The 12,525-nt window shown below is 29.1% G+C and carries 15 protein-coding genes; 12 read left to right on the plus strand and 3 right to left on the minus strand.

What is annotated here, in order from left to right:
• Positions 1 to 50 precede the first annotated feature (50 nt).
• The 7 genes from DIS07_RS13730 (at position 51) to DIS07_RS13755 (ending at position 5,155) form a co-directional block, all read left to right on the plus strand.
• Positions 51 to 998, plus strand: a complete 948-nt coding sequence (locus DIS07_RS13730) for an isopenicillin N synthase family dioxygenase (protein WP_109405829.1) — start codon at positions 51 to 53, stop codon at positions 996 to 998.
• Between the two features lie 78 nt (positions 999 to 1,076).
• On the plus strand, positions 1,077 to 1,400 hold the full coding sequence (locus DIS07_RS13735) for a translation initiation factor (RefSeq protein WP_109405830.1): 324 nt from the start codon (positions 1,077 to 1,079) through the stop codon (positions 1,398 to 1,400).
• A 49-nt stretch (positions 1,401 to 1,449) separates the two neighbouring features.
• Positions 1,450 to 2,394, plus strand: coding sequence for a DUF1835 domain-containing protein (locus DIS07_RS13740; protein WP_109405831.1), 945 nt, complete (start codon positions 1,450 to 1,452; stop codon positions 2,392 to 2,394).
• On the plus strand, positions 2,395 to 3,264 hold the full coding sequence (locus DIS07_RS13745; RefSeq protein ID WP_109405832.1) for a nucleoside phosphorylase: 870 nt from the start codon (positions 2,395 to 2,397) through the stop codon (positions 3,262 to 3,264). It begins immediately after the preceding gene.
• Complete coding sequence (locus DIS07_RS13750; protein ID WP_109405833.1) at positions 3,265 to 4,125, plus strand: substrate-binding domain-containing protein; 861 nt, start codon at positions 3,265 to 3,267, stop codon at positions 4,123 to 4,125.
• An 18-nt stretch (positions 4,126 to 4,143) separates the two neighbouring features.
• A complete protein-coding gene (locus DIS07_RS15115) occupies positions 4,144 to 4,284 on the plus strand; it encodes a hypothetical protein (RefSeq protein WP_181374608.1) in 141 nt (46 codons plus the stop codon).
• Positions 4,285 to 4,372: 88 nt separating this feature from the next.
• Positions 4,373 to 5,155 (plus strand): hypothetical protein, encoded by a 783-nt coding sequence (locus DIS07_RS13755; protein ID WP_109405834.1) that lies wholly within the window; start codon positions 4,373 to 4,375, stop codon positions 5,153 to 5,155.
• On the opposite strand, the gene DIS07_RS13760 is transcribed toward DIS07_RS13755, so the two are convergent.
• Positions 5,145 to 5,810 (minus strand): uracil-DNA glycosylase, encoded by a 666-nt coding sequence (locus DIS07_RS13760; RefSeq protein ID WP_109405835.1) that lies wholly within the window; start codon positions 5,808 to 5,810, stop codon positions 5,145 to 5,147. The genes DIS07_RS13755 and DIS07_RS13760 overlap by 11 nt on opposite strands.
• A 37-nt stretch (positions 5,811 to 5,847) precedes the next feature.
• Here DIS07_RS13760 and DIS07_RS13765 point away from each other — a divergent pair, with 37 nt between their 5' ends.
• Positions 5,848 to 8,052 (plus strand): endonuclease MutS2, encoded by a 2,205-nt coding sequence (locus DIS07_RS13765; RefSeq protein WP_109405836.1) that lies wholly within the window; start codon positions 5,848 to 5,850, stop codon positions 8,050 to 8,052.
• A 130-nt stretch (positions 8,053 to 8,182) separates the two neighbouring features.
• The gene (locus tag DIS07_RS13770; RefSeq protein ID WP_109405837.1) at positions 8,183 to 8,536 is read left to right on the plus strand and encodes a hypothetical protein; all 354 of its coding nucleotides are present in this window, start codon (positions 8,183 to 8,185) and stop codon (positions 8,534 to 8,536) included.
• A 41-nt stretch (positions 8,537 to 8,577) separates the two neighbouring features.
• On the opposite strand, the gene DIS07_RS13775 is transcribed toward DIS07_RS13770, so the two are convergent.
• Together DIS07_RS13775 and DIS07_RS13780 are read right to left on the minus strand one after the other, a co-directional pair.
• Positions 8,578 to 8,802, minus strand: coding sequence for a hypothetical protein (locus DIS07_RS13775; RefSeq protein WP_109405838.1), 225 nt, complete (start codon positions 8,800 to 8,802; stop codon positions 8,578 to 8,580).
• A complete protein-coding gene (locus DIS07_RS13780; RefSeq protein WP_109405875.1) occupies positions 8,789 to 10,114 on the minus strand; it encodes an MATE family efflux transporter in 1,326 nt (441 codons plus the stop codon). The genes DIS07_RS13775 and DIS07_RS13780 overlap by 14 nt, the downstream gene beginning before the upstream one ends.
• Before the next feature lie 200 nt (positions 10,115 to 10,314).
• Between DIS07_RS13780 and DIS07_RS13785 the strand changes: the two genes are divergently transcribed.
• The 3 genes from DIS07_RS13785 to DIS07_RS13795 all read left to right on the plus strand — a co-directional run bounded on the left by DIS07_RS13785 (position 10,315) and on the right by DIS07_RS13795 (position 12,505).
• Positions 10,315 to 11,526 carry a T9SS type A sorting domain-containing protein gene (locus tag DIS07_RS13785; protein WP_109405839.1) on the plus strand — a complete coding sequence of 404 codons (1,212 nt, stop codon included), beginning with the start codon at positions 10,315 to 10,317 and terminating at the stop codon, positions 11,524 to 11,526.
• 99 nt (positions 11,527 to 11,625) lie between these two features.
• Positions 11,626 to 12,123 (plus strand): thiol peroxidase, encoded by a 498-nt coding sequence (gene tpx / locus DIS07_RS13790; protein WP_109405840.1) that lies wholly within the window; start codon positions 11,626 to 11,628, stop codon positions 12,121 to 12,123.
• Position 12,124: 1 nt separating this feature from the next.
• The gene (locus tag DIS07_RS13795; RefSeq protein WP_109405841.1) at positions 12,125 to 12,505 is read left to right on the plus strand and encodes a diacylglycerol kinase; all 381 of its coding nucleotides are present in this window, start codon (positions 12,125 to 12,127) and stop codon (positions 12,503 to 12,505) included.
• Positions 12,506 to 12,525: the final 20 nt, after the last annotated feature.

Genomic DNA, 12,525 nt, shown 5'->3' on the forward strand with positions numbered 1-12,525 from the left:
TTATTGATTTTTTAGTAACTTTAGCAACCATTTGATTAAAATCAACCATTATGAATAAAATTCCAAGTGTCAATTTAGCTGATTTCCTTTCTAATGATAAAACTACAAAACAGAAGTTTATCGATGAAATTGGTCATGCCTATGAAAACATTGGTTTTGTAGCTTTAAAGGGGCATTTTTTAGATGATAAATTAGTAAAGAGTCTATATACTGAAGTCAAGAATTTTTTTGATTTACCTATAGAAGTAAAGAAAAAATATGAAATTCCAGGAATTGGAGGACAACGTGGTTATGTTTCTTTTGGAAAAGAATCTGCAAAAGGGAAAAAAGAAGGTGATTTAAAAGAATTTTGGCATTTTGGGCAATATGTTAACAAAGATTCTAAGTATGCTAAAGAATATCCAGATAATGTAATTGTAGAAGAGTTACCAAAATTTAACGAAGTTGGTAAAGAAACCTACCAAATGTTAGAAAAAACTGCGAAATATGTTTTGCGTTCTTTAGCACTGCATTTAGGTTTAGAGGAAAATTATTTTGATGATTATATCAAAAACGGAAACAGTATTTTACGTCCAATTCATTATCCGCCAATACAAACAGAACCTAAAGGTGCTGAAAGAGCTGCAGCTCATGGAGACATTAACTTAATTACTTTATTAATGGGTGCTCAAGGAAAAGGTTTACAAGTTCAAAATCATAACGGAGATTGGATTGATGCCATGGCAGAACCTGATGAGTTAATGATAAATGTTGGTGATATGTTATCACGTCACAGCAATAACAAATTAAAATCTACCATACATAGAGTTGTAAATCCACCAAAAGAAATGTGGGGAACATCACGCTATTCAATTCCATTTTTTATGCATCCAATCTCTGATATGAAATTAGATGTTTTAGAAAATTGTGTAGATCAAAAGAATCCTAAACAATTTGATGATATTACTGCTGGTGAGTTCTTAGAAGAACGTTTAAAAGAATTAGGATTAAAAAAATAGTTGTTAGTTTTTAGTTGTTGGTTTATAGTAATTAGAATTTTAACCAATAACTACAAACCATAAACCAATAACAAAACAATGGATTTAAAAGATCAACTAAAAAACTTATTTCCTAATCACGAGGAAACCTCTGAGCCAGTTATGGAAAAATCCAATATCTGGCTGCAAGACGATCCTATTATCTGTAAATATGAAAAGAGAAAAGGGAAACCCATAACGATTTTAGAAGGGTACACTGGAGCTACTTCAGATTTTAAAATATTGGCCAAAGACATAAAAACCAAACTTTCTGTTGGAGGAAGTTTTAAAGATGATAAAATTATTATTCAGGGTGATTACCGAGATAAAATAATGACTATGCTTAAAGAAAAAGGATTTAAAGTAAAACGTGTTGGTGGATAGTTATTAACATTTCACAATAAATAAACACAAAAAACGTTGTTTTTTAATTATGGGCAATTCTATATTACACATTACCAATGGAGATAGTACTACAAACTGTCTAAAAAAACTCAAATTTTCTGGAGATTTTATCACCTGGAGAGAAATGTTGTGTGAAGGTAAAACAACTACTGATGTTGGTAGTGAATCTTTTTGGAAAAATAGGTTTGATTTCTTTAAAAACTCTTACAAAGTCAGCAAAAAAAAGTTTATAGATTTTACTTTAAAAGAATATAGAAATCTTTGTAACAAAAAAGAAAGTAAAGAAATTGTGTTATGGTTTGAGTACGATTTGTTCTGTCAAATAAATATGATAGCAGTTATAAGTTGGCTTAAAACTTACAGAAAAGGATATCATATTTCTTTAGTTTGTAGCGGAAATGTTAAGGATTCTAAAAAACTTAAGGGTTTAGGAGAATTAACAGAAAATCAAATTCATCAACATTATAAAAACAGAGTATATTTAACCCAAGATGATATTGAATATGCTGATTATATTTGGCAATTGTATTGTTCGGACTCTCCTTTACGTTTAGAAACTGTTTATAAATTTAACCCAATGTCTCCTTTTCAATATTTAGCATCTGCTATTGAAGCTCATTTACTACGTTTCCCCTCTATTGATAATGGTTTAAGCACAATTGAAAATACCATTTTAGAAACTGCAAATACTCATAATCTTTTGTCTAAACATCAATTGGTAGGTGAATTATTAAAAAGTCAAGAAATTTATGGTTTTGGAGACTTGCAATACGAACATAAAATAGACAAACTTCAAAAGTTATTTACCTCTTTCGATCCTGTTAAATTATCAAGGAAAGGAAAGAAGATTTTAGCAAACGAAATAAATTATTATGGTGAATTACGCAACGAAAATTCGTATCTTGGTGGAGCAAAAAAATATAGTTTTCTGTTTAATAATCAATCAGAAAAACTATTACAAATTACTTCTTAAATGTCTATAAAACATTCTGAACTCATCTTAAATCCTGATGGAAGTGTCTATCATTTAAATTTAAGACCAGAACACATAGCTAATGATATTATTTTTGTTGGCGACCAAGATCGAGTAGATAAAATTACCAAACACTTTGATTCTATTGATTTTACAACTCAAAAACGCGAATTCAAAACTACCACTGGAAGCTACAAAAACAAACGATTTTCTGTAATGTCTACGGGTATTGGTCCAGACAATATAGATATTGTAATGAATGAATTAGACGCTTTAGTAAACATCGATTTAAACACCAGGAAACCTAAAGAAAATTTAACTACTTTAAACATTGTTAGAATTGGTACTTCTGGTTCTTTACAAGCAGATATTCCTGTAGATTCTTTTGTAATTAGTTCTCATGGTTTAGATTTAAATGGGATGCTCCACTCTTATCAGATTGATGAAATTTCTAATTCTGATATTGAGAATGCTTTCGTAAAGCACACTAATTGGAGTGATAAAAAAGCGAGTCCAATCATCATTTCTAACAGTAAAAAATTAGAAGACAAATTATCTTCAGACAAATCATTTTCAGGCATTACTGCAACTGCAGGAGGTTTTTATGGGCCTCAAGGGAGAATCTTAAGACTATCATTACAAGATGATGACTTAAATCACAAAATTGATAGTTTTGACTTTAATAATCATAGAATTACCAATTTAGAAATGGAAACTTCTGCTATTTATGGATTATCAAAATTATTAGGTCACAATGCTTGTTCTATCAACGCAATTATTGCTAATAGAACTAATGGAACTTTTAGCGAAAATCCTGGAAAAGTTGTAGCTGATTTGATTGAATATACGCTTAAAAAATTAATACAGTAAATGATTAACTTAAAAGTTGGTGGCGTACCAGAACATTTTAATTATCCTTGGTACATCACCTTAAAAAATAAAGAATACAACAAGCACAATATCAATCTTCGATGGCAAGATTTTCCTGGTGGAACAGGACAAATGTGCAAAGCTTTAAGAAATGGAGACGTAGATATTGCCATTGTTTTAACAGAAGGGATTATTAAAGACATTGCTGCAGGAAATCCTTCTAAAATTGTACAGACCTTTGTAAAGACACCTTTAATATGGGGAATTCACGTAGGTGCAAAATCAACTTTCAAAAAAATTGAAGATTTAGAAAACGCCACTATTGCAATTAGTAGATTTGGTTCAGGGTCACACTTAATGTCAATTGTAAATGCTTATAACCAAGGTTGGGATATTAGCAAACTAAAGTTTAAAGTAATTGGAAATTTACAAGGTGGAATTGACGCTCTTACAAATGGTGAAGCAGATTATTTTATGTGGGAACACTTTACTACTAAACCTTTGGTAGACAATGGTACTTTTAGAAGAGTTGATGATTGCCCTACTCCTTGGCCTTGTTTTGTGGTTGCTGTAAGAAATGAAGTATTAGAAAACAATTTTGATGAAGTAAAACAAGTTTTAGATATTATTAATGAAGAAACTAAAGATTTTAAAAAAATTGATAATATTGATGAAATTCTAGCGGAAAGGTACGAACAGCAGCTAGAAGACATTCAAAAATGGTTAAAAATTACTGAATGGAATGCAGGAAAACCCATCACAAAGAATTTAATTACTCGTATTCAAAATAAAATGATAACCTTTAACGTTATCGAAGAGAAGAAAAACTCAGGAATGTTCATAAAAAATATGTACATTTAACTCGTAAATCATATAATAATGAAAAAAGTAGTATTTATTGCAATTTGTGTTTTAGGAATCATTTGTTTTTCTTCTTGTAGAAGTACATCTAAATCTTGTGGTTTAGCAGACAATACAACAACTATTCCAACAACCTTAAAACAAGTAGATTTATCTTAAATCTCTTGTTTCTTAATTTCAAATTCAATGAATCCGCACTATGCGGATTTTTTTATAAATTTATCTTTCATTGAAATTATTCTGATTTATGTCTAGAGTCCATCTTTTTGAAATAGCTGATTTTAAATGGTTTCCGCAGTTTTTAAGAAATTATTTAACCGACTTTTTGCAATTTTTATCGAATAAAACAAAGTTGTATAAACCCATAATTACTGTTATTGAAAAGGGATTAGATTTGTGTAAAACTAATCAAATTATAGATTTAGCTTCTGGTGGCGGAGGTGGATTATTATGGTTGAATTCAGAATTGCAACAAACAAATCCTGATTTAAAAATTTTACTAACCGATTATTTTCCAAATATTACTGCTTTTGAATTCACAAAAAAGCAAGCAAATAACATAGAATACGTTTCAAATTCTGTAGATGCTAGAAATGTTCCGAAAAACTTAAAAGGTTTAAGAACTCAATTTTTGTCCTTTCATCATTTTAAACCTATAGATGCAAAATTAATTCTTCAAAATGCCATTGATTCTAATACAGCAATTGCTATTTTTGAAGCACAAGAAAGAACAATTCCAAGTATTTTGGCAATGCTCTTTTCTCCTATTTCGGTTTTGGTAACCACACCTTTTATAAAACCTTTTAAAATCGGAAGAATTATTTTTACCTATTTAATTCCTATCATTCCTATTGTAACTTTATGGGATGGAATTGTTTCATCGTTAAGAACCTATTCTGTGAAAGAAATGACAGAATTAGTAAATCAATTAGACAATAAAGACGATTTTTATTGGGATATTAATAGGATTAAATCGGGTCCTGGAGCAATTTTATATTTATTAGGCACTCCAAAAAACATTACCAAATAATTTCTTTTTTATTGATGGATTTCAAAAAAGCATTTGTTTTAGAAAAATGCTGATTTCCAAACCAATAACCTCTATTTGCACTTAATGGTGATGGATGTCCAGACTCTAAAATATGATGTTTTTTCTTATCAATTAGTTTCGATTTCTTTTTAGCAAAACCACCCCAAAGTAAAAAAACTACATCTTTTTTTTCTTTAGAAATCTGTTTAATAACTTCATCTGTAAACGTTTCCCAACCTTTTTTTTGATGACTTCCAGCTTCGTGAGCTTTTACAGTTAAAGTTGCATTTAACAATAAAACACCTTGTTTTGCCCATTTTTCTAAATTCCCACTTTGGGGATAAGCAACATTTAAATCAGAAGAAATTTCTTTAAAAATATTAATTAATGAAGGTGGATGAGGAATACCATCTTGGACAGAAAAACACAAACCATTAGCCTGATTAGGTCCGTGATAAGGATCTTGACCAATAATTACCACTTTTAAATCATTTAATTTACAGTAATCAAAAGCAGCAAAAATAGTTGAACCTTCTGGATAACAAGTATGATTTTCATATTCTGATTTCACAAAACTTGTTAATTCTCTAAAGTAGGCTTTCTCAAATTCTGGTTGTAAAATATTTTTCCAACTATCAGCTATTTTTACTTGCATTGTTTCTTATTTTTGTAACGATTTCAAATATAGTATTTTGAGCAAAAACATATCCAAAAAAACATTACAAGATTTAGAATTTTCAACGGTTTTACAACACGTTGCAGCATATTGCATCTCTAGTTTAGGAAAAGAAAATGTTTTTGAAATTCAGCCTATACACAATAAAAAACTTTTATTTAAAGAATTGCATTTGGTTGATGAATACTTATCTTCTTTTGAAAGTGAAAACAGAGTTCCTAATCACGGTTTTGATAATATTACTGAAAGTGTAAAACGTTTAGCTATTGAAAATAGTTTTATAGAAACGGATGCTTTTTTAAAAATTGCAACTACTTCTTTAACGGTAAATGAATTAATCAAGTTTTTTAAAAAATTTAAGGAGCAATTTCCAACTTTTTTTGAACTTTCTCAGCAAATTGAATTTACCACTTTTGTTGATGATGAAATAAAAAAAATTATTGACATTTCTGGTGAAGTAAAAAACAATGCATCACCAGCTTTAAAACAAATTCGAAAAGATATCAATCACGTTCGTGGTAAAATTGGCGCAAGTTTTTCATCAGCATTATCTAAAGCAATTGCTGCTGGATATTTAGATGACATTAAAGAAACTGTTGTTGACAATCAACGTGTTTTGGCTGTTTCTGCTATGCATAGAAAAAAAGTTGCTGGTAGTTTATTAGGTTCTTCAAAATCTGGTAATATCGTTTATATTGCACCACAGGCAACACTATCTTATGCAAGAGAATATCAAAATTTGATTTATGACGAAAAACAAGAAATTGTAAAAATATTAAGAGAGTTATCTGCAACAATCCGCCCATTGGTTTCACTTTTAGAAGAATATGTATCATTTTTAATTCATATTGATGTTGTTGGTGCAAAAGCAAAATATGCACATGAAATGAATGCCATTTTGCCAATAATATCAAAAGAGAAAAAAATCTATTTTAAAAATGCGTATCATCCTGTTTTATGGAGAAAAAATAAAGAACAAAAATTAGAAACCATTTCTCAAACTATTACGTTAAATGAGCAACAACAAATTATTGTAATTTCTGGACCTAATGCTGGTGGAAAAAGTATCACTTTAAAAACCATTGGTTTATTACAAATAATGTTGCAAAGTGGTATTCTAATTCCTGTTGATGAGCGCAGTCAAACGTATATTTTCGACACTATTCTAACAGATATTGGAGATAATCAATCTATAGAAAACCAATTAAGTACATATAGTTATCGTTTAAAAAATATGCGTTACTTTTTACGCAAGTGTAATGAAAATACATTGTTTTTAATTGATGAATTTGGTACGGGTTCTGATCCTGAATTGGGTGGTGCTTTAGCAGAAATTTTCTTAGAAGAATTTTACCACAAAAAGGCTTTTGGAATTATAACTACCCACTACTCCAACTTAAAAGTTCTAGCAAATGAATTGGAGAACGTTACCAACGCAAATATGCAATTTGATGAGCGTTCTTTAGAACCTTTGTATAAATTATTTGTTGGGCAAGCAGGTAGTTCTTTTACATTTGAAGTTGCTCAGAAAAACGGAATTCCTTTTAGTTTAATCAATAAAGCAAAAAAACGTGTTGAAACTGAAAAGGTACGTTTAGACAAAACCATTTCTAAGTTACAAAAAGAACGTAATCGATTACAAAAGAACTCAGATAACTTAGAAAAACAGAAATCAAAAGAACAAGAACATTTAGATAATTTACAAGAAAAAGAACAACGTATTCAAAATAAATTAGCTGGTTTTCAAGAATTGTATGATCAAAATCAAAAGATGCTTTCTTTAGGTAGAAAAACCAATGAACTTTTAAATAAATATTTTCAAACCAATAATAAAAAGGAATTAAACTTAAATTTCAACAAATGGGTTGCAGACGAAAAAGTAAAATATATTAAGAAAAACCCCGTTAAACCAAAAACAAAAGCCCAAAAACAAAAGGCTAAAGTTGCCGTTAAAAAACAACAGGAAGTTATTAAAAAAGTTGAAAAAGAAGTTTTAGAAAAAGTTGTTGAAGTACGCAAAGAAAAGAAAATTGAGGCTGCAAAAATTGCAAAAGCAAAATCTGAATATGTTTATAAACTCAATGATAGAGTTCGAATTATAGATTCAAATTCTGTGGGTACTATCGACAAAATAGACAAAAAAAGTGTTACCATCAACTACGGTATCTTTACTACAAAAACTTCTGTAGACAAATTAGAATTAGTAGAAAAAGCAAAATAAATTGATTTTCTGCATGAAAATCTAACTTCTTTTCTTTTAGCATTTGAAAATCTTTACTATGCTTCTAAAATATTATTAAGGTAATTGTTATACTATTACTTAATGTTTATCGTTTAAAAAATAAAAACTTATGAAAGTTAATTATTGGAAAAACGGATTGCATGTAAGTGGATTAGCTCCTTTTGGCTATATAATTTCGCTAATCATTTTTTATTTCCATACGACCATAATATTGGGTAGATTTCCAAAATACAACCAGCCTGATCCGAAAAAACTTGATATTTACAACTATTATTCCGGAGTAATTGATCTTTTAATTGGAATATGGCTACTCTCTTTTCTAACAATTATAATCATAATTTTATCTAATTTAATAATCAATCGAAAAGATGTAAATTGGAAGTTAATTGGTTTGTATTTTACCGGGCATGTAATTGCAATAATCTTATTTTTTTCAAAAATAATGGAGTGGTATATAGACTAATTACCTAAAAACAACTTAGAAACATATTAATTTTACAAAACTTACTCATATTTTTTCATTTCTTCATCGTAAAACTCTCCAGCTTTATCCATTAAAATAGCTAATTCAGTAGCAATATCTTCTTCTTTTTCTCCTGTTAAATCTTCAAACCACTCTACTTCGTCGTCTTTTAAGTTAATCATAAAACGAGGAAATTCTGTATGCAAAACAAAGATATCTTCTGGGTAATTGCTATTATCTGCTAATAAAAATTTAGGTAAGTTCATTTTTCTTTTTTATGAGTTTTAAAGTTAATAAATTAAACCGGATAAATAATAAAATAGATGCGGTAGTTAAACCAGCTAATAGTCCAAGCCAAATTCCAAAGCTGCCATACATTTCTTTAGTCCCTAAAAAATAAGATACTGGAAAACCTATTACCCAATAAGACACAAAAGTGAGTATAGTTGGAATTTTTACATCTTGTAATCCACGTAAAGCTCCTAAAACTACAACTTGAATACTATCAGAAATTTGAAAAAATGCTGCTGCTAACAATAATTTTGAAGCAATAGAAAGGACTTCCATATTATCTGAATAATTGGCTGTATCATTTAAATCTACATAAATATTAGGTAAACTTTTGTGGAATAAATAGAAAATACTTGCAAAGAAAATAGCGAATAAAATCCCTAATAAAAAGATAGAAAAAGCTATTCTACGTAATTCTTTAAAGTTTTGTAACCCTTTTTGATTTCCAACTCTAATCATAGATGCCACACTTAAACCCATAGCCACCATGAAGGTCATTGAAGATAAATTTAAAGCTATCTGATTTGCCGCTTGTGGGTTTTTACCCAATAAGCCACTTAACCAAATTGCAGCTGTAAAAATGGCAACTTCAAAAAACATTTGCATTGCACTTAAAGAACCTAAATTAATAATTCTTTTAATCATTAAAATATCTAATACAAAAAACTTTATATCCTTTACAATTCTTGCAGAACGTTCTTTAAAACGTAATAAAGTCCATAGATATATGACCATTACAATACGTGAAGCTAAGGTTCCGTAAGCAGCTCCAACAATACCCATTTCTGGAAATCCGAATTTCCCAAAAATTAATACATAATTCAAAATTACGTTTATAATATTTGCAATTAAAGTTGCATACATTGGGTACTTGGTCATCGACATTCCATCACTAAACTGTTTTATAGCTTGGAAAATCACTAAAGGTATTAAAGAAAAAGCTACTAAATCTAAATAAGGAATTGCCAATTCCACCACTTCTTTAGGCTGTTTCATCAAGTACATTAGCGGTTTAGAAAAATAAATCCCTAAGAACAAAATAATTCCTAAAAAGGTACACAGAAACAAGCCGTGTTTGTAAGAAGATCTTGCTTGTTGTAAATTATTTGAAGAATCTGCTTCTGCAATTAAAGGTGTTATGGCTGTAGAAAAACCAATACCAATAGACATTGCTATAAACATAAAACTGTTTCCTAAAGAAACTGCTGCTAATTCTGCGGTTCCTAATTGCCCCACCATAATATTATCAATAAAACTAACAAAAGTGTGCCCCAACATCCCTAACATTACTGGTGCTGCTAGTTGCCAATTGTATTTGAATTCTGAAGTGTATTGAGTGATATTCAATTATAGTTTTTTTCTGTTGGCGAAAATACAAATTAGTATTGTTCAATATCAGTTTATAAAATTAAAAATACGTTATATGCCGTATTGTTTTGGCGTTCAGCATAATATAATTTTGAAATATCAAACAAAAACTAAACCTTATGAAAACAAAAATTACTTTTAAAACTTTTTTAGCATCATTAATTATGATGCTTATGATTTGTAAAACTTTTGCACAATGGACTTCAGTAAGCAATGGTTTACCTGCATTAACCACAGTTGGAGTGGCTAATGTTAGAGATACTCTTTTTACTGCCGTAAAAAATCACGGAATTTATTACTCAGTAAATAATGGTGACAATTGGACTGCTTGGAAAAATAACTCAAGACTGACTTCTAAAAATTTTAATAAAATGGAAGGACTGCCAATTTTTTCTACTAGTGCCGGAGGAAACTACTTTTATGTATATGGAGAAAATCAAATGGATTTTTATTTTTCTCAAGGAGATGGTTCTGCTCTTGTAAACTACAATAATCCAAGCGGAATAATAAATTCTTGGATGAAAATTGAAGATGAAAATACTGAATATGATGTTGTTGCTACAAATAATGGAATATATTATAGTACGGATGATAAAAAAACTTGGACACAATCTTCTGGAATAAGTGGAGATGCTTTGGTGGTTAATGATCTAAATTTAATAACTTATAAAGACAATTCTGAAGCAATATTCGCTTCTACTAACAAAGGAATTTATAAGTCTGAAGATTTTGGAAAAACATTTACACTTTTTACAACAGGTATTACTGAAAACATTGTAGTTTACAATCAAAATTTCATAGTTACTACCTCTAGTGGTATCTATTTTCACAGAAATGATGATGATAAATACTTTCCTCTTATTTTAACAGGAAACTATAGAACCTCAGTTATGAGTTATACTGACTTAACTGCTTATGCTTTTGGTAATGGAACAGCGAAAAAAATAAATCTACAAACCGCAGCAGTAGAAAATTTAAATTTAACAAATGTTTCTGGAGGTATTATTAATAGTGCTACTTATATAAAAGAATTCTTATTTATTTGCACAGATAACGGTGGAGTTTTTAGAATAAATAGGCAAACAGGTTTATCAGTTAATGATTCTAAACTTAACAGTATTTCATTTACTGCTTTTCCTAACCCAAGTGATGGAAAACTTACGCTTACTACAAATCAACCCGCAACTTTCGAATTATATTCTGTAAAGGGAAAATTAATAAAATCATTACAAGTTAATAAACAAGAATCATATCATTTAAAATTGGCTTCTGGTATTTATTTCTTGAGGAAAAAAGGAACAAAAATTATTAAGAAAATAATTTTTAATTAGAAAAATTTCTTAATTCTTAAAATAAAATTAAAACTCTTTATTTGTTAAAGAGTTTTTCTTTTTTATGTTATTTTTGATGCTCACTTAAACAACATCATAATGGCAGATATTACGCTTAAAGGAAATGCAATAAATACTATCGGAAATTTACCAGAAATTGGAACTACAGCTCCTGATTTTACTTTAACAACAGTTGATTTATCTCAAAAATCTTTAACAGATTTTTTTGGTAAAAAAATAATTTTAAATATATTTCCAAGTGTAGATACAGGAACTTGTGCTACTTCTGTTAGAGAGTTTAATAAAAAAGCTTCTGATTTAGAAAACACAATTGTTTTATGTGTTTCTAAAGACTTACCATTTGCTCAGAAACGTTTTTGTGGGGCTGAAGGAATAGAAAACGTTGAGATGTTATCTGACTTTGCCGATGGGAATTTCGGAAAATCTTATAATTTAGAAATTGCTAATGGACCTTTAGCACATTTACACTCTAGAGCTATTGTAGTTATTGATGAAAACGGAAAAATAACATACACAGAACAAGTTCCAGAAATTGTTGATGAACCAAATTATGAAGCTGCCTTAAACGCATTATAGAATGAAAAATCCAAATGATAGTTTTTTAAGAGGTAGATTGCGTAGTGTAAAATATGCTTTTAAAGGACTTTGGATTCTAGTAACTACTGAAGATAGTGTTAAAGTGCAACTTTGTGTTGCTTTAATTGCTACCATTTTAGGTTTTGTCTTTAATATTTCTAATACAGAATGGATGTTACAATTTTTAGCAATTGGCTTAGTATTAACAGCAGAAGCTGCAAATACAGCCATAGAAGCTATTGCTGATTTTATTCATCCAGAATATCATAAAAAAATTGGATTAATTAAAGATATTGGTGCTGGAATTCCAACTTTTGCAGCATTAATCTCTCTTGTTATAGCAGGTTTTATTTACATTCCTAAAATACTATTACTTTTCTAAGTAAATATGTATATTTACTG

Origin of the sequence: Polaribacter aquimarinus, from assembly GCF_003129485.1 — a bacterium.
In the GTDB taxonomy this organism is placed as follows: Bacteria; Bacteroidota; Bacteroidia; order Flavobacteriales; family Flavobacteriaceae; genus Polaribacter; species Polaribacter aquimarinus.